An 18,714-nucleotide genomic window follows, 5' to 3' on the forward strand; every position below is an offset into this window, starting at 1 on the left:
CGCGCACGATCACCGGTAGCTATCTGGGATCGGCTGTACCTGGACGCGATATACCCATCTATGCGCAGATGTGGCGCGAGGGCAGGCTGCCGGTCGAGAAACTCATCACCTCCCGTATCCGACTGTCCGAGATCAACTCGGCAATGGATCACTTGGCCGACGGCAAGGCCGTCCGCCAAGTGATCGTCTTCGATCAGAATTGAGACCAGCGTGACCATTACCGCAACAGCCGATGCCGTCGTCGACACCCTCGAGCCTCGGCTCTTTATCGATGGCCGCTGGCGAGATGCGGAGAACAACAAGCTGTTTCACGTACACAACCCTGCCGACGGGTCTGTTCTCATGCAGGTCGCGGACGCAACACCCGGGGACGGCAGGGACGCGCTCGACTCCGCCGCAGCCGCGCAGAACGAGTGGGCGCGCACTTCCCCGCGAATGCGCTCGGCGATCCTCTACTCAGCGTTCGACGCGGTAGTCGCCCGCGCCGAGGAGTTCGCGACCTTGATCACGCTCGAAATGGGTAAGCCTCTGGCCGAGTCGCGAGCCGAAGTCGCATACGGCGCCGAATTCCTGCGGTGGTTCGCCGAAGAGGCCGTCCGTATCGGAGGCCGCTACGCCACAGCCCCCGACGGCAGAACCCGGCTGCTCGTACACAAACGCCCCGTTGGGCCATCGCTGCTGATCACGCCGTGGAATTTTCCGCTCGCGATGGCAACACGCAAGATCGCGCCCGCCATCGCCGCCGGCTGCACGATGGTACTCAAACCCGCAGCTCTCACACCATTGACATCACTGCTGCTGACCAGCGTGATCTCCGAGGCAGGCCTACCCGCAGGCGTGCTGAACGTAATACCGACTTCCTCTGCGGGAGCGGTAACTTCGGGGATTGTCACCGATCCGAGACTCCGCAAGCTGTCCTTCACGGGATCGACCGAGGTCGGTCGGCGCCTGCTCGCCGATTCCGCGGCACAGGTGCTTCGCACTTCGATGGAACTCGGCGGCAATGCGCCCTTTCTGATATTCGAGGATGCCGATGTGGACGCTGCCGTCGAAGGAGCGTTGCTTGCCAAGCTACGCAACATGGGTGAGGCGTGCACGGCCGCCAACCGTTTCCTGGTGCACGACTCGGTGGCCGACGAATTCACCGACAAACTGGCCCGAAAAATGGCTGCCCTCAACGTCGGTCCAGGCATCGACAGCGCCACGCAAATCGGTCCACTGATCGATGAGGACTCGCGCAGCAAGGTCCATGAACTCGTCGAGGACGCCATCCGTGAGGGTGCCGTAATCCGAACCGGCGGTGCCATCGTGGACGGGCCCGGCTACTTCTACAAGCCGACTGTTCTCGCCGACGTCGATCCGGCTTCGCGCCTGCTCCGTGAGGAAATCTTCGGCCCTGTCGCACCTATCGTGCGATTCAGTACCGAGGCCCAAGCGGTGACAGCCGCAAACGACACCGAATACGGTCTGGTCGCCTACGCGTACACCCGCGACGCTGCCCGCACCCTCCGTTTGCTCGAAACTGTCGAGAGCGGGATGATCGGGATCAACGTCGGAGTTGTTTCCAATCCCGCAGCCCCATTCGGCGGAGTGAAGCAATCCGGATTGGGTCGCGAAGGCGGTGCCGAGGGTATCGACGAGTATCTGGAGACTCGATACGCCGGCATCGCAGACCCATACGAGCCTTCGGGGCGTCTTTGATCAATGCGACCCGAACAGCGGTCATGAGTTTCCAGCGCCGACAATGCGCAACGCGTAATCCCCATACCACTCAGCAACTTGCTGCGGCGTCATATCCCCGTCGTCACGAAACCAGCGTGCGACGCTGACGCACATCTCACGAATGGCGAACGAGGCGAGCTTCGGAGAATCGACTGTGAAGACTCCCTCGCGCCGACCGTCGATGATGATCTGTCGAAACGCCCGCTCGTGTCGCCGGCGAATATCCTGGGCCACACTACGATCCGGTTCCTCGAGGTGTGTTGTGTCCTGATTGACCACGAGGGCCTCGCGACGGTGAGTAGCGTGCCGCAGTGCGTAGACCTCGGTCGCCGCACGCAATTTGGCGGAGTGTCCGTCCACTTCTGCCATCACCTTCTGGAAATCATTGGTGACATGATCAAGCGTCTCGAGCACAATCTCGCTCAACAGCGAAGCCTTCGAGTCCATGTGGTTATACAGGCTTGGAGTGCGGATGCCCAACCGCTGCGCTACTTCCTTCAAGCTGGTCCCGTGGTATCCCCGTTCGGCGAACAGGGTCAGCGCGGCATCGCGAACGTCGGCCCTGGTCACGGCGGGCAAGTCAGCGGATCGTCGATCGATGTGCTCGGTCACCATTTCATCATCTCAGTCAGAGATCGCGCACCGATTCAGGCATACGTTGCCTGATCGACCACGCACTAGTACATTCCAAACTAATGCTAGTTAGTATTCGCTATGAGAGGTACCCCATGCTGGAGTTGATCGACCAGCTGATCGAACGACATACGGCGGGAATGCCCTCCGCTTTGGCGACCGTGATCGACACCTCCGCCAGCACCCCCCGACCGCCAGGCGCCGCGATGGCGATAACGGCTGTCGGCGAGGTCCTCGGCAGTATCTCCGGCGGTTGCGTCGAAGCGGCTACGGTCACGGCTGCCGAATCCGTACTCGAATCCGGCGTTCCAAGCCGCGTCTGCTTCGGTATCACCGACAACGACCTTCTCGACATCGGCCTTACCTGCGGCGGAACAATAGAAGTGCTCATCGAGAAGGTATCGGACACGTTGATCGAGCATCTCCGCCATATCCGGCGGGCCGAGATCGACCGACGCCCGACCGCTCTCTGCACAGTTCTCGACGACCCACAAATCATCACCCATTTCCGCTACGAGGACGGCGGCCTCGTCGGACTCGGCCGAGACGTCTGCTCGGCTAGCGGACTCATGAAGCCCATCCAGGACGCCGTCAACTCGGGACACCATGCGCTGGTCGACCTGTCCGCTGCCGGGCTCGGCGACGGTCTATTGTTCCTACAACCCTTTACACCTGCACCGCGAATGATCGTGTTCGGCGCGGTAGATTTCGCCCGGGATTTGACCCGGTTAGGAAAGCTGCTCGGATATCACGTCACGGTGTGCGACGCACGTCCATTGTTCACGACAGAGGCCCGGTTTCCGGAAGCTGATCTCGTTGTCGTGGACCGACCCGAGCGCTATCTCAGGTCGACAACACTGGATGAGCGAACCGTACTCTGCGTAATGACTCACGACCCCAAGTTCGATATTCCACTGCTGGAGAGTGCATTACGGCTGCCGGTCGCATTCGTGGGCGCAATGGGCTCACGGCAAGCCAGCGCGCAGCGCGCTCAGCAGTTGCGCGATCGAGGTGTCACCGACGCCGAGCTGGCACGGTTACACGCACCGATCGGCCTGGACATCGGCGGGGCAACTCCCATGGAAACGGCAGTTTCCATCGCGGCCGAAATCATCGCCGCACGTGAGCACCGTATGGGCTTGCCGTTGACCTTCGGCAGCGGCTCCATCCACTCACTCAGCTCACGCGCTGCCGCGCACCCACATCGCGAGCACATGGCCGACACAGTTAAGAGATAACCCCTGAGTTCCTCTGGCGTTCGTTTGGACGTCCGGCCTGGGAGCTGTTGGTTTCGTGGGTCCTGATCTGGTTTTCGGATTTTGATCAGATCTCGGGATTTCTGAAGTAGATTCGGCGGGTCCGAGGTTCTGCGGTCCGAGCTGAAGGTGAGGGTGCCGGGTTGAGCCCGGCAGCGGTGCGGGATCTGTGGGAACGTCGGGAGCTGGCGAGCCCGGAGGAGCTGGCGGCGTTCGAAACCGATGTGCTGGCGGGGTTCGTGTTGGCGCGGGCCTCGGCGGAGATCCATCGGCGGGAGAAGACACTGTGGCGGATGCTGTATGAAACCTGCGCCCGCGCAGAGGAACTGCTCCAGCTCAACATCGAGGACCTCGACCTGGCGGGCCGGTGCGCCCGGGTGAAATCCAAGGGGCCAAGCCGCGCACCCGCCACTGCGGCGCTGCCCACCACGAACACGTCCTCGAGACCGTCTACTGGGACGCCTGCACCGCCCGGCTGCTCCCGCGGTTGCTGCGCGGCCGCACCCACGGACCGGTGTTCGTCACCCACCCCGACCCGGACCCGGAAAGTACCTCGCCGACCGGGACCTGTGCCCCGACACCGGACTCGCACGACTGTCCTACGACCAGGCCCGCGATCTCCTCGACGCCGGCACCGCGACCGACGGTCCCGGAACCGGGTGGGGCCTGCGCGAATTCCGCCACTCCGGCCACACCCACCTCGGCGAATCCGGCGCGAGCCTGCTCGAACTGATGGCCGAATCACGACACCGCAAAGCCGAGAACCTGCGCCGCTACTTCAAACCCTCACCCCAGGCCATGCGCGAACTGACCAGCCTCATCGGGCCCGGCGCTTCCCGCACCCACTGACAGGTACGGCGGTCGGTCACCGGGTCAGGCGGCCTTCGCGGCGAGGATCTTGGCTCGCGCGGCGGCGTCCTCGTGGGCCTTGTGGCGCGAGGCATGGGACATGTCGATCAGGTCGGCCATGGCAGGGACATGCGGTGCCATCGTGAGCTCGGGGATGATGAACTCCACGTCGAGACCGAGCGTGTCGCCGAGGGTCTTCTCGAGGTAGGTCGTGACGAACTCGAAGGACTCGCGCGGCGTGCCCGGCCCATAGCCGCCACCTCGGCTGGCCACGACCACGGTGGGCGTCCCCGCGGCGGACGGCAGCTCTCCCGCCGTGCGCCCGAGGATGATGATGTGGTCGAGCCAGGCCTTGAGGGTCGAGGGGATGGTGTAGTTGTACATCGGCGCGCCGGCAACGATGGCGTCTGCCTGCTCGAGTTCGGTTGCGAGGGCGTCGCGCAGCAAGTCCCCGGCACCGGCGGTGTACGCGCGGGCGTCGAGGTGGGGCAGCGGTTCGGCCGCCAGGTCGCGGTGGATCACCGTCCCCCCGGGGTGCTGCGCCTCCCACTCCCGGCGGAAGGTCGCGGTGACCGAGCGGGACGTGGAGACGTCTTCGGGCCACAGGGACGCGTCGATGTGCAGCAGAGTGGGCATGGTCGCCTTTCATCCAAATTTACTGACCACTCAACTTTCTCTGCTGTCTGTGCTGGTGGCGAGGTCGGCCTTGGACTGAAGATGGTAGAAAACGGACTCTTCGCGGCTACGGCGCGAGGGCGGTCTCCCGGAACCGCAAGGGCGTGACCCCGGCGTTGCGGATGAAGAACTTGGTGAAGTTGGTCGGCTCGGGGAACCCGAGACTGCTGCCGATGGCGGCGACCGTCTGATCCGTGTGCGCCAGCAGCCGCTTGGCCTCGAGCGCGACCCGGGCGTCGATGACGTGCTTTACCGAGCGGCCCGTAGCGGCCAGGCTGGCGCGGGTCAGGGTCTTGGGGGTGTAGCCGAGCCGGGCGGCGTAGTCCTCGACCCGCCGCGTCGTCGCGAAGGAACGTTCCAGCTCACAGAGGAAGCTCCGGAAGATCTCCCCGCCCTCCGCTGGTGATCGAGGGTCCGGCGCCGCCGGCATCCGGCGCAGGTACAGGATGAGTGTGGCCAGCAGATGCCGCAGCAGGTCCGGATCGATGTCCGGACCGGCCGACTCCTCGCCGAGCCGTTCGACGATCGGCAGCAGCCGCTGCAGCGTGGCCTCGTCCAGTTCGTACCGGACCGGCGCGAAGGGGTTCCGCAGCAGACCATCCGCGGCGGGGAGCGGGGGCGGGAAGTCAGGGGTGAACAAGATGAACCAGGCCTCGAGGGCAGGCGAGAGTACGGTGCGCTGCACCTGTCCCGACCGGATCCACAACAGTGTGCCCGGAGCGCAGGGGTGGGAGACGAAGTCGACCTCGTGCTCGCCTATCCCTTCGGTCACGAGGAGGAGCTGGTGAAAATCGAGTCGGCGCGGGCGGACGTCGTCCACGTCGCAGACAAGGCGGGCACGGACGTCGCGGGATGTGACGGCCTCGACACCCAGAACGGGCGGCCCGATCGTACGCCGGTAGCCGATGTTCTCGATGACGTGTCCGTTGTCGACCGTCATGATCACCGACCACCTCTCGCCTACCAGCCCGAACAGCCAGAATACGGGGGTCGACGCCGGCGTATCGGAAAGGCGGTCGGCGTTATCCCCCTGACCGGCAGCCCGCGATCGGCCGCCGATATCGTCGCGGCCGCCGCACAGACGCAGCAGCTGACCCCGGCGCTCGACAGCGAGACCGCCGCCACTGCCCTCCACGGCCCCGGAACGGGCTGGGACCTGCACGCACTCCGACACTCCGGCCTTACCCACCTCGGCGAACCGGCGCCAGCCTGCTCGAACTGATGGCCAAATCCCCACACCCCAAAGCCGAGAACCCGCGCCGCTACTTCAAACCCTCCCCGCAAGCCCTGCGCGAGCCGACCTCAATCCTGGGCCCAGGAGCCGAACACCGCCGCTGGCCAACAGCTACGCCATATCCGCCCGAAATTCGGCCAGTCGACGGCCCAGTTATCCGGAACCCACCACTGCACAGAGTCGAATAGAGCGAGATCAAGGTGGTTACCGTGCTCATCAGGGCTTTGGATTACTCACGCGCTGCCGGGCCGCCGCAACGGCCACCCGCGATGAGCTCGAGGCCATCGACGAGCCGGAAACCGAGTCAGCGCTGCGGTCGATTTCGGCGCGCGTGGTGTGCATCGGGGTTATCCGGTCTCTGCTCGACAATGTCGAACAAGCTCTTACCCATGCGCTGGCCTTCACCTCACGCAGGTAGCGCTCGATGGGCCTTACGGGTCACCGCGACGTACGGACCGGGCGATACGACGCTTCCTCGTCTTGGCCGCGCGACACTCCTGACCCGCGCGGAGTCCTGCGGGCGGGGCGATATTCCCATTGGCGACGGCAGCCAACTCCGCTGCATCACTGGCGGATCCGGCTCCTGCCTCGGTGAACGGCAGTGTTTCCTCGGGGCGGGCCATCACACACTATGAGTCGGCCGAGCTATTGGGGACGCGGGAGATGAACCTGGGTTCGGAATATAGGTCAGCTCCTGATTGAACACATGGCTTCGCATGGAACTCCCACTACCGAGGAGATTCCGAACAGGATCAGGCCACCGTCGCGCGCGCGATTCAGACTGACCGTTGTGGTGGACTCGTGTCGATGATAGCGTCCAGACACATGTCCGGTTTTATGTCTTACTGGCGGCCTTCCAGCCTGTACTCGCGGGTACGCGCAATCGAATTCGAGGTGTAAATGATGACTTCGGCATCCCTCGAGCCGTTGACGTTCGATCCCCACGACTACCGGTTCCACGCCGACCCGCACCCGACCTACCGGTGCCCGAGAACAGAAGTTCCGGACCCGGAGTTCTGGGCCGTGTCGCGGCAGGGCGACTACAAGCTGGTCGACGCGAGCATAGAACGAGTTCACTCAACCAATGTGCGCGGCGGCGCCAAACTGCCCATCATCACCGAGGAGCGCTGATGCCCAGGTTCGAACCCCACCCCGAACGACGGCCGGTACTGATCGCCGGCGCATCCTCCGGAATCGGCGCGGCCACGGCCGAAGCACTGGCCGAGCTCGGCTACCCGGTGGCATTGGGTGCCCGGCGTGTCGAACAGTGCGAGGCCCTGGCGATGAAAATCTCGACCAGTGGCGGCGAGGCATTCGCCCACCGGCTCGACGTCACCGATACCGAGTCCGTGGACGCCTTCGTCGCCGCATCCGAGGTCGCTCTCGGCCCCGCCGAAATCGTGGTGTCCGGCGCGGGAGACCTAGCCTTCTCGCTCGTCCATGAAATGGACCCCGACCAGTTCTTGCACCAGATCAACGTCCACCTGGTGGGCGTGCAGAGACTTGTTCATCGCGTGATCCCGGGCATGATCGAGCGGCAGCGCGGCGACTTCCTCATGATCAGCTCGGATACCGCGCACACGCCTCGCCCCCGCATGGGCGCGTACCCATCGGCGAAAGCGGCCGTGGAAGCGATGGCGCGACAGATGTGGATGGAGCTCGAGGGCACCGGCGTTCGCGCCTCCCTCGTCCGTCCCGGTCCGACGATGACCGGCATGGGCATGGACGCCACCGCCGAAATCATCGGCCCGGTCCTCGAAGACTGGTCGACCTGGGGATTCGCGCGTCATCCCGGCATGTTGAAGGCGCACAACCTGGCGTCGGCCATCGTCGCGGTCGTGTCGGCACCGCGCGGCGCGCATCTGCAGTTGACCGAGATGCAACCCGAGGCGCAGGTCCGCACCATCAATTCGGGGAGTCATTCGTGAAGATCATCGCCGACCTCGATCTGTGCCAGGGCCATGCCGTCTGTCAAGCAGAAGCGCCCGAGGTATTCGCGGTCGCCAAGCGCGGCCAGGTCGAAATCCTGGCACCGAATCCGGGTCCGGAGGCGCGCGCCGACGCCGAACAGGCCGTCCGCTACTGCCCCACCCAGGCGTTGTCGATCGTCCACGACGCCGACTGAGCAGATTCGCAGAGAAACCGAAAGGATCACTACCATGGCCGATTTCGACCGCGCCGAACTCGATGAGATGGTACGCCGCTGGCTACGGGCCAACCAGGAGTGCGAAGCCGAGGGTGATTGGCGCGCACTCGCAGAGTTCTACACCGAAGACGCCACCTATGGCTGGAACTACGGGCCCAAACAGGAATTCATGGCCGTCGGTCGCAGCGAAATTCGGGACATCGCCGTCGGTTTGGAAATGGACGGGCTCGACGGCTGGACTTATCCCTACCAGGACTGGGTCATCGACGAGCGCAGCGGCAACCTCATCGGCCTATGGAAGCAGGTCAACGAGAACAAGCGCGCCGACGGCCGCAACTATTCGGTGGATGGCATCGGTGGCAGCTGGTTCCGCTACGGCGGCAACTTCCAATGGTCATGGCAGCGTGACTTCTTCGACTTCGGCAACGTCAGCGCATTGTTCATGCAAATGATCACCAACGATGCGCTGTCGGAGGGGATGAAAAAGCGGATCGAGCGCGCGACCTCCGGCGAATCACTGCCCGGTTGGTACAAGATCGGCGAAGCACCGGTGTCGCTATGGTGACGCCGTCCTTCGATGGTCGCAGCAGCTACAGCGGACTCACGCGGGCCGAGCTGGCCACACTGGTGCCCGAGCTGCTGCTGAGCGGTCACCTCATCGACCGATCCGGAATGGCGCACACCATAGCGGCTTTCGGCCGGGAAGGCATGGCCGCCGTCGCGATCGAGGAGTGGCAGGTGGCCAGTCCCGTCTACACGCGGCGCATGCAGCGCGCGCTCGGCTTCACCGGCGACAGCGTGGAGACGATATTCAAAGGGCTGCAACTGGATATCGGTGCACCGCCGCAGTTCATGGACTTCCGATACCGCGTGGACGATCACGATCACGGCGAGTTCTGGCTAGACCACTGCGGTGCCCTGGCCGACGTGGAGCCGATGGGCGAAGCGTACGTGCGCTCGATGTGCCACGACATCGAGGACCCAACCTTCGACGCCACCGCGCTCGCCACCAACCCGAACGCGCAGGTGCGACCGATCCACCGGCCCCCGCGGGTGCCCGCAGATCGCCATCCAGTCTGTGCGTGGAAGGTCACCATCGACCCGTCGCACGTCCCACCACCGATACCGGCCAACTTCGATGTCGTCGCGAACTCACGGGCCAGCAGGATCGAGCTCGACCCGATCGATCCCGACGATATCGGGTGCAACGAGTATTCGGGGCCGTTGCTCAGCGACTTGCGGTTCGCAGACTTCTCACGGTCCGCACTGATCCGCATGGCCGACGAGGTGTGCCTGCAGCACCATCTGCTCACCCTCGGATTCCTCATCGCGATACGAAACCGCACCGACGAACCCACTGCGGCCGAGATCGGGCGCAAGCAGTTCACCGGCATCGCCGGACTGACATCGGAACGAATCCGTATCGCTCTGAGCTTCGGTGATGACGATGCCGCGCTCGCTCGGGTGCTCCAGCTGCATCCCGCATGGAACCCATTGCAGTACACCGGAATTCGAATCGATACCAGCGAGATCGGGGTCCGACTCCGGATTCCGAAACACAGCGGAGCCGTTGCCGACGAGGTCTGGCCGACGCTGATCGACGCCACCCACCTCGAGCCGCTCGAGGCGATGGCCCGCGGCGTGAACCCGAGGTACGCGGCACACGTCATAGCCGATACCGCTGACGAACTGTCGATCTGCTTCCTCTTGGCGGATAAGCCCTTTGCCGAATCCGGTGAAGTGGCAATCACCCGGTTCAGCACCGGCGCCGATTTCCGTATCACCGACCGCGGCATCCCATTGCCGTTGACGGTGGTCTGACACCCACTGAAAGTGAATTTCTATGGCGTGCAATTTCGCTGACTTATTCGAGCATTCCGTTGACGCGATGCCCGACCGCACCGCGCTCATACACGGCGGACGGCGCATCACCTATGCCGAACTCGATGCCCGTGCCAACCGGCTCGCCGATTACCTCGCCTCGATCTTTGTGAGCCCCGGTGCACATGTCGGTTTCCAGATGCACAACAGCATCGAGACGATGGAAACTCTCATCGCCTGTTTCAAGTTGCGGGCGGTCCCTATCAACATCAACTACCGCTACAGCGCCGAGGAACTGCGTTACCTCTATGACAACGCTGATGTCGAAGTACTGATCCATCACCGCAAATACACGTCTGCGGTGGAGGCGGCGCTATCGCAAGTATCACGGATCCGCCACACCATTGTGGTCGACGACGATCTCGGCAGTGAACAATTGAGCTCGGGCGCCGTGCGCTATGAAACGGCGCTCGCACGCGGATCGGAAGCCCGCCGCCCCACCGAGCGCAGCGCCGACGACCTGTTCATGATGTACACCGGCGGTACCACCGGACTTCCCAAGGGCGTCATGTGGCGACAGGAAGACATGTGGCGGGTCCTCGGCGGTGGCATCGACTTTTACACCGGCGAACCCGTTGCCGACGAATACCAGCAATCGCGCGTCGGCGCCCAAAATGACCCGGCCACGTGGATGATCCTGCCGCCGCTGATCCACGCGGCCGCCATGATGCCGACCTTCACCGCACTCTGGTCCGGCAGCACCGTCCTGTTCGAGTCACGGTTCGACCCTGGCGAGGTGTGGCGGACCGTGGCACGCGAGCGTCCACAGATCATGGTGATCACCGGCGATGCGATGGCCCGGCCCCTGCTCGACGCCTACCGCGACGCGCCGGTAGACGCGAGCTCGCTGGTGGCCATCGCATCGGGCGCGGCCCTGCTGTCGCAGCCCGTGAAGAACGTCCTGCTCGAGCAGTTCCCGTCGGCAGTCATATCCGACTCGATCGGCTCCTCCGAAACCGGTTTCGGAGGAATCGGTTTCGCTACCAAGGACGACAACCCGGGCCGCGGGCCGCGCGTACAGACGGGCCGGGGGGCGGTTGTGGTCGACGAGTCCGGGCGCCCGGTCGCCGCCGGCAAGGAGGGATGGCTGGCGAAAACCGGATCCGTGCCCCTGGGGTACTACAAGGACACCGCGAAGTCCGAGCGCCTGTTCAAAACCGTCGACGGTGCGCGCATGGTGGTGACCGACGACCGTGCCCGCGTCGAACACGACGGGTCGATCACCCTCATCGGCCGCGGCAATATGGTGATCAACACCGGCGGCGAGAAGGTTTTCGTCGAAGAGGTCGAAGGCGTCCTGAAGTCCCACAAGTGGATATTCGACGCCGTCGTCGTGGGCATCCCTCATGAACGGTGGGGGCAGCAAGTCGCGGCCGTGATCGCGGTGGCGGGCGATGCCCGGCCGGACTTCGGTGAGTTGACCACCCACCTGCGCCACCACCTAGCCGGATACAAGGTACCCCGAACCATCTGGCTGGCCGAGACGATCACCCGTTCCCCCAGCGGCAAACCCGATTACCGATGGGCCAAGGATTACGTGGCCGCACGCACCCCGGCCCATCAAGCTCCCTGATCGGAATACCGCCGACACGTCATCCCGATGCGACCGGCACCACCTGTAGGAGGAGTACGACCATGCCCATACGCGTAATTCAATGGGCCACAGGCGGTGTCGGCCGCGCCGCCATCGAAGGTGTTCTCGCACACCCCGATCTGGAACTCGTCGGAGCGTGGGTTCATTCCGCGGACAAGAACGGACGCGATGTCGGCGAGTTGATCGGCGCGGCGCCGATCGGCGTCACCGCGACTACCGATGCCGATACCCTGCTCGCATCGGAGGCCGACTGCGTCGTCTATAGCCCCCTCATGGCCGACCCGCACACCGTCCGCGCCATCCTGAGCTCGGGCAAGAACATCGTGACCCCACTCGGTTGGTTCTATCCCAAGCCGACCGAACGGGAGAAGCTCGACACGGTATGTCGAATGGCGCGAGTAAGCCTGCACGGTACCGGGATTCACCCAGGGGGCATCACCGAGCGTCTGCCCCTGATGCTCTCCTCGCTATCGGGTTCGGTGACGGCGATCCGGGCCGAGGAGTACTCCGACATACGCACCTACGGCACACCCGAGGTGGTGCGGGACTGGATGCTCTTCGGTTCCACACCCGAGCAAGCCGCCACCAGCGCCATAGTCGCAGTGCTCGGCTCCGGTTATAGCCAGTCGGTCCGGATGCTCGCCGACGAGGTCGGATTCGATCTCGACCAGAAGCTGCGCGTGACCCACGAGACAGCGGTTGCGACCAAAACGATCGACTCGCCGATCGGCCCGATCGAGCCGGGTCACGTCGCGGCCCAACGGTTCCGATGGGATGGGACGGTAGGCGACGAGCCCGTCATCACAGCGGCGGTCAACTGGTTCATGGGGGAACACGACCTCGACCCGCCGTGGACGCTCGGGACGCAAGGCGAGCGATTCGAAATCGAAATTACCGGCGATCCGGGATGCCTCGTCACGATTTCCGGCATGCATCCACAGTCCGTCGACGCTGGGTTAGTACGTAATCCGGCGGTCGTCGCGACAGCCATGCACTGTGTAAATTCCATTCCCTACGTGGTCGCGGCGGAACCCGGTGTTCGCACCTATCTGGACTTGCCCTTGATGTCCGGCCGCGCTGCGCCGAATTTGAACCTGAATCGCAAGTCCTTTGTGGTAGACACTGGTCTACCACAGCATCCAGACACTTGTCGGAACGAGCGTCTACCGGTATCGAGGCCAGGCCTCGACGCCTGACCGACAAGTAGGCCGATACCGTCGACCGCCTGACTACCGCGGCAGTCGAGGTCTTGTCCCGTGAAGGCTATTCCAGCAGCCGAGTCGACATAGTCGTGAGCAACGAAATGCCGCCCGCTACACAGCTTTTCGTGGCCACTTGTGCACCTGCTCAGCCACCATGCGCTAGGTCGCCTCGCACCGTGCCGCATCGATCGGTGAACGACTCGGCTGCCCGCCCCGGGGCGGACTGGAGCGCCCAAGACGCGATTCGGGTGCCGAAGCACTCCTCGGGCGAGCAGGCACAGATACTCAGCACCCATCTCTACGGCGGAGGAGCCCGTCGACGCCAGTCTGCCCACGCTGCCCCTGCCAAGTCCTTTCCGCCTACATCCCGCATGATCCGGCCAGAGATCGACTAAGCACCGGATGCGGACCGCGGTACCGCTACCTGCACGACGAGTTGCCCGATCATCTGCCCGGCAACGAGGGCGCCTGCGTTCTGCGAGGTCTCCGGCTGGTCGGCGACCTCCCCTATCGACGCCGCGATTCAGCGCGGGAGAGCAGCACGATCCGTGAGACGGTGTCGGCGCGACTATGGGTAGGTCCGCCCGTACTCGAGCACGATGGGTTCGAGTTCATCGGGAGTAGCACCGTGCAGGATGACCCGGTCCGCGCCATATCCGAGCTCTTCGCGGATACGTGCGACGCATTGGGCCGGTGTACCCGCTGCCGCCACGGATAGCCATTCCGGCGGCAACAGTGTGGCGATATGTTCGAGCTGGTCGGCGCTCGCCTTGCCGTCGATAGCTCCCGGAATGGACGTCACCACCGGGTCGCTACGAAACCGCTGTAGAACAGCGGGATCCCAGTCATTGGTGTGGACCAGCAGGTCGCCATAACCCTGTAGATAGGTGGCGAGGCGTCCTACGGTCTTCTTGATACGAAGCGCTTCGGGAAGATGGTCGGCGACGGTGGCCAGACATGACCAGACTCGCACCGAGTCAGGGTCGCGCCCGGCCCGTTCGGCAGCCTCTTTGACCGTCTTGACACAGCGTTGCAGTGTCTCGGGTGGGAAGTAAGTGTGCAGGATGACATCGTCGAAAATACGGCCACCCAACGCGAGGGTCTTCGGTCCGAACGCAACCAACGCCAGCCGGATGTCCTCGCTGAAATCCGGATCGAGGAACAACACCGGGTAGTGGCCCATCGGGCCGTCGTGCTCAATGACGATTTCGCCGTGCCAGAGCCCGCGCATAACCTTCGCCCAGTCCTCCAGATGCGCAGTGGTGACTTCGGGAATGCCGAAACCGGAGTGGATCGCCGCAATCCCGCGACCGATACCGAGGGTGAAACGACCGTTGGAGAGGCGGTGCAGGGTCGACGCCCATGAGGCGGTGACAAGCGGGTGACGAGTGTTGCAATTGGTGGCCGCGGTGGCGATGTTCATCCGGGTAGTGACCGCGCACGCGGCACCTGCCAGCGACGACGCTTCCTTGACATTCCAGCGTTCGGAGATGAAGGCGGTACCGAAGCCGAGTTCTTCACCGCGCTGAGCCTCCCGAACCAGACCCGCCGGGCCTTCGCCCCCGGCGCCCGCCATCAGGTAAAAACCAATTTCGTCGTATGTTCTTCTCATTTCCGCATTCCTTGCTCATGGCCGCATTTCTACGTCGACTATTCGGCGATCGATGATTCGGGACGTGCGCCTCGCTGTGTCCGGCGCAAGTAGCTCGGCGATCCGGTCGGCAGACCGAAATCGGCGAGGAATAGCGAAATCACGTGTACCCATCACCGCTCTGCGGTGTGCGCAGGCATCCGAGCAGTTCGTCGCGGGTGGTGCGTTTTACACGGGGTCCTTTCGTGGCCACGTGTCTGTTCGGTCACGTAGATGGCGCCCCAGCTGCGATAGGTCAACGGTGTGTTTCCGCGGAGCATGTCGGCACCTGCCGGCGCTACCCGGTTCGTCGGCTGGCCAGATGCAGTCGACAGGAGATACCGGTATGCAACTGCCGTCCTTGCAGCTGCGTGGGTAACGACGTAGGCCACCGCCATCCTCCTTGCGAATGTGGTGCTTGACACAAGGTACGGCTTTCGATAGACATTATCAGAATTATTCTATTATGATCTGTATCACATTCAATGGAGGTGGAGTGATTGAACACAAGGTGACGTGTCCGCTTTGCGAGGCGATGTGCGGACTCCGGGTACGGGTCAAGGACGGACTGGTCGAGAGCATCCGCGCGAACACCGAAGACGTTTGGTCACGTGGTCACATGTGTCCGAAAGGCGCCGCACTCGGGCACATCCACGCCGACCCTGATCGATTGCGACGCCCGATGGTCCGCAGGCCGGACGGCACCCACGTGCCAGTGTCCTGGGACGACGCTCTGGCCGAGGCCGAACGGGTTTTGCGGCCGGTGCTGGCCAGCGACGGCGCAGGCGCAGTGACGGTCTATGTCGGCAATCCGGTGGCCCACAACCACGACCTGGCCGCCTATATCGGCGCGTTGCTCGGATTCGGGCAGGCCGCTGGCATGCGGTCCTACTACTCCCCGGCCACCGTCGATCAGTTGCCCCTCAATGTCGTCAGCACGCTGCTGTTCGGCGGCATGTGGAACGGTCCCATACCAGATCTTTACCGCACGGATCACCTGATGATCTTGGGCGCCAACCCCTCCGCATCTCAGGGGTCGATGTTGTCGGCACCGGACGTCATGAGCTTGCTGGCGGCCATCACCAAGCGCGGGCGCGTGGTGGTAGTGGATCCCCGCCGCACGCGAACGGCGCAGCGCGCAAGCGAATGGGTGCCGATCCAACCCGGCACCGATGCCCTGCTGTTGTTCGCCATCCTGCGCACTCTGGATGAGAACGGCTGGGTTCAGCGCCCGGACCATCTGCGCGGGCGTGTCGTCGGCCTGGACGAAGCCCTCGAGTTGGCCGCACCGTTCAGCCCTGAACGGGTAAGTGCGGCCACCGGTGTAGCACCAGAAACCATCCGCCGGCTCGCCCATGATCTGGCCCACGCCGACAACCCGGTTGTATACAGCCGAATCGGTACGTGCGCACAGGAGTTCGGCACACTCGCCACCTGGCTGGTGTTCGTGATCAATACCGCGCTGGGGGCGCTGGACCGCGCCGGCGGGTCGGTGTTCGCCAAGCCGGCCGTATGGGCGCCGATGTTCGCCAAGCCGCCGGACCAGGACGGTGACGGGTGGCGGTTCGGGCGTTACCACAGCCGCGTACGGGGAGCCCCAGAAGTGATGGGGCAGTTCCCTGTTGGCTGTCTGGCCGAGGAGATCGAGACACCCGGCGAGGGACGGATCCGCGCGATGATCACCGTGGCAGGCAATCCGGTGGTGTCTGCTCCGGGCGCGCGTAGCCTGCCGGCGGCGCTGGAGAAGCTCGACGCGATGATCGCCATCGACAACTGGCTCAACGAAACCACTCGGCACGCTCATGTGATCCTGCCCGGCCTGTCTCCACTGGAACATCCCCACTTCGACGACCTTTACTGGATTTACGCCATCGCGTCCGGCGTGAAGTGGTCGGAGGCTGTATTCGAGCCGGAACCTGACCGGCCCCATGAGTGGGAGCTGCTGTTGCGGCTCAGTGGCGCCATGTTCGGCACCCCGATACCCGAAGTCGATGTGGCCGCGATGGACGACCTCTACATCAGCGGGACGATCGCGGCCATGTCCGCGATGCCCCGCAACGCGGTGACGGGGCTGGACGCCAACTCAGTGATGGCCGCGCTACACGGCCGCGGGCCGGAGCGGTGGGCTGATCTGTCGCTCCGTGTGGGTCCATGGGGTGACCGGTTCGGCGAACGTCCTGGCGGGCTGACATTAGCCGAGGTTCGCCGTCACCCTGACGGACTGCGGCTGGAGGAACTCGCCGGCGGACGGCTCGACGAGACCGTAACCACGCCATCTGGAAAAGTCGAACTGATTCATGCCCACTTCACCGCGGATATTCCCCGCCTGGTGGATCGGATCGACCGTGCCAACCCCGAGTTGGTGCTGACCAGCCGCCGGCATCTGCGGTCCAACAATTCATGGCTGCACAACGTGCCCGCGTTGATGCGCGGCCGAGACCGCTGCACACTGCTCGTTCACCCGCGCGACGCCGCCCGTGCCGGCATCGCCAGCGGGGAACAAGCCCAGGTCAGTACGTCCGAGGGCAGCGTGACCGTCACTGTCGAAGTCACCGACGAGGTGCGGCCCGGCGTGGTATGCCTGCCGCACGGCTGGGGTCACGGGCTCGAGGGCACTCGACTCACCACCGCCAACGCTCACGCCGGGATCAACAACAACTTGCTGAACCCCACCAATCTGATCGATGCACCCAGCAACACCCATGTCCTCAACGGTGTGCCCTGCCAGATTCGCCGTGCCTGAAACCCGCACGTCGCCAATCGAAAAGAGTAATCGATGCCCTACCAGCTCACCCTGCCACACAGCCCGGCCGACATCACGGCGTCTTGGTTGTCGGACATTCTCGGTACCGGCGTCCAGCACATAGTGGTGGACCCGATCGGCACCGGCCAAACGGGCGCGACCTATCGTGTTCGGCTCACCTACACCGATGCGGTGGACCTGCCGTCGACGCTTGTCGTCAAGCTGCCAGCACAGGACGACACCGTGCGCGACCGCGTAGCCTTGGGCTACCGCGCCGAACATGCTTTCTACCGCGATGCCGCGCGCACCGTCGCAGTGCCGCTGCCCGCCGTGTACCACTGCGCCATCGATCGGGGCGGGGCAGACTTCGTTCTGGTCATGGCCGATATGGCGCCCGCGGTTCAGGGCGACCAGATCGCCGGTTGCGATCCGGCGCAGGCTCGGCTCGCTGTCGAAGCACTCGCCGGCCTGCACGGCCCACGATGGTGCGACCCGACATGGCTCGATTTCTCTGGAGCGACCATGCCCAAAGCTGACAGCGACTTCGCCCGCGGCTTGGGCGAATTGACACGCCTCGCAACCGACACCACGGTCCAACGGCTCGGTGAGCGGATCACCGGCCACGACCGCGCCACCCTCCTCGAAGCGGCCGACCTCGTCGAGGCGTGGCTGATGCTTCAACCCGACCGTTTCAGCCTGCTGCACGGCGACTACCGCCTGGACAACATGCTGTTCGATCCCGCGGGCAGTACGGTCACCGTCGTCGACTGGCAGACCATCTCCGTCGGGCTACCCGCCCGCGACCTCGCGTACTTCCTCGGCACCAGCCTGCAACCCGACCATCGCAATGAACACGAAGGACTCCTCGTCGCGCACTACTACATGGCGCTGCAGGCACATGGCGTGTGCGACTACTCCGAGACCGAGTGCTGGCGCGACTATCGCCTGGGCATGCTTCAGGTCCCGCTGCTTACTACCCTCGGCTTCGCATTCTCCGCCGCTACCGCCCGCGGCGACGACATGGCCCTGACCATGCTGGGACGCGGATGCCGCGCCATCCGTGAACTCGACACCCTCGCACTCATCCGCGACCTGGCGCGGAGCTGAAGCGAAACCATGTCGCGCGCCGATGGGGATAAGTTGCCAGAT

At 64.2% G+C, this 18,714-nt stretch carries 16 protein-coding genes and 1 pseudogene; 13 read left to right on the forward strand and 4 right to left on the reverse strand.

Annotated elements, in window-relative coordinates:
* Both NP3_RS14750 and NP3_RS14755 read left to right on the forward strand, forming a co-directional pair.
* Positions 1-203 (forward strand): annotated as a pseudogene (locus tag NP3_RS14750) (alcohol dehydrogenase); the annotation flags it as partial.
* A 7-nt stretch (positions 204-210) separates the two neighbouring features.
* Positions 211-1,701, forward strand: coding sequence for an NAD-dependent succinate-semialdehyde dehydrogenase (locus tag NP3_RS14755; protein WP_157124312.1), 1,491 nt, complete (start codon positions 211-213; stop codon positions 1,699-1,701).
* A 21-nt stretch (positions 1,702-1,722) separates the two neighbouring features.
* Here NP3_RS14755 and NP3_RS14760 read toward each other — a convergent pair whose 3' ends face one another.
* Positions 1,723-2,334, reverse strand: coding sequence for a TetR/AcrR family transcriptional regulator (locus tag NP3_RS14760; protein ID WP_218024857.1), 612 nt, complete (start codon positions 2,332-2,334; stop codon positions 1,723-1,725).
* A 116-nt stretch (positions 2,335-2,450) separates the two neighbouring features.
* Here NP3_RS14760 and NP3_RS14765 point away from each other — a divergent pair, with 116 nt between their 5' ends.
* Entirely contained in the window at positions 2,451-3,593 is a 1,143-nt protein-coding gene (locus tag NP3_RS14765) for an XdhC family protein (protein ID WP_063041672.1), read from the forward strand.
* Between the two features lie 385 nt (positions 3,594-3,978).
* A complete protein-coding gene (locus NP3_RS50415) occupies positions 3,979-4,344 on the forward strand; it encodes a hypothetical protein (RefSeq protein WP_245720942.1) in 366 nt (121 codons plus the stop codon).
* 140 nt (positions 4,345-4,484) lie between these two features.
* On the opposite strand, the gene NP3_RS14775 is transcribed toward NP3_RS50415, so the two are convergent.
* Complete coding sequence (locus NP3_RS14775; protein WP_063041676.1) at positions 4,485-5,096, reverse strand: FMN-dependent NADH-azoreductase; 612 nt, start codon at positions 5,094-5,096, stop codon at positions 4,485-4,487.
* A 106-nt stretch (positions 5,097-5,202) separates the two neighbouring features.
* The gene (locus tag NP3_RS14780) at positions 5,203-6,075 is read right to left on the reverse strand and encodes a helix-turn-helix domain-containing protein (protein ID WP_084508598.1); all 873 of its coding nucleotides are present in this window, start codon (positions 6,073-6,075) and stop codon (positions 5,203-5,205) included.
* A gap of 1,197 nt (positions 6,076-7,272) precedes the next feature.
* Between NP3_RS14780 and NP3_RS51500 the strand changes: the two genes are divergently transcribed.
* From NP3_RS51500 to NP3_RS14815, 7 genes are all read left to right on the forward strand, one after another.
* A complete protein-coding gene (locus NP3_RS51500) occupies positions 7,273-7,500 on the forward strand; it encodes a hypothetical protein (RefSeq protein ID WP_157124314.1) in 228 nt (75 codons plus the stop codon).
* Positions 7,500-8,297 carry an SDR family oxidoreductase gene (locus NP3_RS14790; RefSeq protein WP_063041681.1) on the forward strand — a complete coding sequence of 266 codons (798 nt, stop codon included), beginning with the start codon at positions 7,500-7,502 and terminating at the stop codon, positions 8,295-8,297. Before NP3_RS51500 ends, NP3_RS14790 begins: the two co-directional genes overlap by 1 nt.
* A complete protein-coding gene (locus NP3_RS14795; RefSeq protein ID WP_063041682.1) occupies positions 8,294-8,494 on the forward strand; it encodes a ferredoxin in 201 nt (66 codons plus the stop codon). The genes NP3_RS14790 and NP3_RS14795 overlap by 4 nt, the downstream gene beginning before the upstream one ends.
* A 34-nt stretch (positions 8,495-8,528) precedes the next feature.
* Positions 8,529-9,080, forward strand: a complete 552-nt coding sequence (locus tag NP3_RS14800; protein ID WP_063041683.1) for a nuclear transport factor 2 family protein — start codon at positions 8,529-8,531, stop codon at positions 9,078-9,080.
* The gene (locus NP3_RS14805) at positions 9,074-10,336 is read left to right on the forward strand and encodes a hypothetical protein (protein ID WP_063041684.1); all 1,263 of its coding nucleotides are present in this window, start codon (positions 9,074-9,076) and stop codon (positions 10,334-10,336) included. Before NP3_RS14800 ends, NP3_RS14805 begins: the two co-directional genes overlap by 7 nt.
* A gap of 22 nt (positions 10,337-10,358) precedes the next feature.
* On the forward strand, positions 10,359-11,969 hold the full coding sequence (locus tag NP3_RS14810) for an acyl-CoA synthetase (protein WP_063041685.1): 1,611 nt from the start codon (positions 10,359-10,361) through the stop codon (positions 11,967-11,969).
* A gap of 62 nt (positions 11,970-12,031) precedes the next feature.
* On the forward strand, positions 12,032-13,186 hold the full coding sequence (locus NP3_RS14815) for an NAD(P)H-dependent amine dehydrogenase family protein (protein WP_063824774.1): 1,155 nt from the start codon (positions 12,032-12,034) through the stop codon (positions 13,184-13,186).
* A gap of 574 nt (positions 13,187-13,760) precedes the next feature.
* Here the strand turns inward: NP3_RS14815 and NP3_RS14820 are convergent.
* Entirely contained in the window at positions 13,761-14,804 is a 1,044-nt protein-coding gene (locus NP3_RS14820; protein WP_063041686.1) for a TIGR03857 family LLM class F420-dependent oxidoreductase, read from the reverse strand.
* A gap of 484 nt (positions 14,805-15,288) precedes the next feature.
* Between NP3_RS14820 and NP3_RS14825 the strand changes: the two genes are divergently transcribed.
* Together NP3_RS14825 and NP3_RS14830 are read left to right on the forward strand one after the other, a co-directional pair.
* Positions 15,289-17,565 (forward strand): molybdopterin-dependent oxidoreductase, encoded by a 2,277-nt coding sequence (locus tag NP3_RS14825; protein WP_174566217.1) that lies wholly within the window; start codon positions 15,289-15,291, stop codon positions 17,563-17,565.
* Between the two features lie 33 nt (positions 17,566-17,598).
* The gene (locus NP3_RS14830) at positions 17,599-18,672 is read left to right on the forward strand and encodes a phosphotransferase family protein (protein WP_063041687.1); all 1,074 of its coding nucleotides are present in this window, start codon (positions 17,599-17,601) and stop codon (positions 18,670-18,672) included.
* The last annotated feature ends 42 nt before the right edge of the window (positions 18,673-18,714 follow it).

It is taken from the genome of Nocardia pseudovaccinii NBRC 100343, from assembly GCF_001613225.1.
Lineage (GTDB): Bacteria > Actinomycetota > Actinomycetes > Mycobacteriales > Mycobacteriaceae > Nocardia > Nocardia pseudovaccinii.

Coding starts and splice junctions, on each gene's coding strand:
- NP3_RS14830 (WP_063041687.1), top strand. CDS start 17,599: ATGCCCTACCAGCTCACCCTGCCACACAGCCCGGCCGACATCACGGCG.
- NP3_RS14790 (WP_063041681.1), top strand. CDS start 7,500: ATGCCCAGGTTCGAACCCCACCCCGAACGACGGCCGGTACTGATCGCC.
- NP3_RS51500 (WP_157124314.1), top strand. CDS start 7,273: ATGACTTCGGCATCCCTCGAGCCGTTGACGTTCGATCCCCACGACTAC.
- NP3_RS14775 (WP_063041676.1), bottom strand. CDS start 5,096: ATGCCCACTCTGCTGCACATCGACGCGTCCCTGTGGCCCGAAGACGTC.
- NP3_RS14805 (WP_063041684.1), top strand. CDS start 9,074: ATGGTGACGCCGTCCTTCGATGGTCGCAGCAGCTACAGCGGACTCACG.
- NP3_RS14800 (WP_063041683.1), top strand. CDS start 8,529: ATGGCCGATTTCGACCGCGCCGAACTCGATGAGATGGTACGCCGCTGG.
- NP3_RS14780 (WP_084508598.1), bottom strand. CDS start 6,075: ATGACGGTCGACAACGGACACGTCATCGAGAACATCGGCTACCGGCGT.
- NP3_RS14815 (WP_063824774.1), top strand. CDS start 12,032: ATGCCCATACGCGTAATTCAATGGGCCACAGGCGGTGTCGGCCGCGCC.
- NP3_RS14825 (WP_174566217.1), top strand. CDS start 15,289: ATGATCTGTATCACATTCAATGGAGGTGGAGTGATTGAACACAAGGTG.
- NP3_RS14765 (WP_063041672.1), top strand. CDS start 2,451: ATGCTGGAGTTGATCGACCAGCTGATCGAACGACATACGGCGGGAATG.
- NP3_RS14810 (WP_063041685.1), top strand. CDS start 10,359: ATGGCGTGCAATTTCGCTGACTTATTCGAGCATTCCGTTGACGCGATG.
- NP3_RS14820 (WP_063041686.1), bottom strand. CDS start 14,804: ATGAGAAGAACATACGACGAAATTGGTTTTTACCTGATGGCGGGCGCC.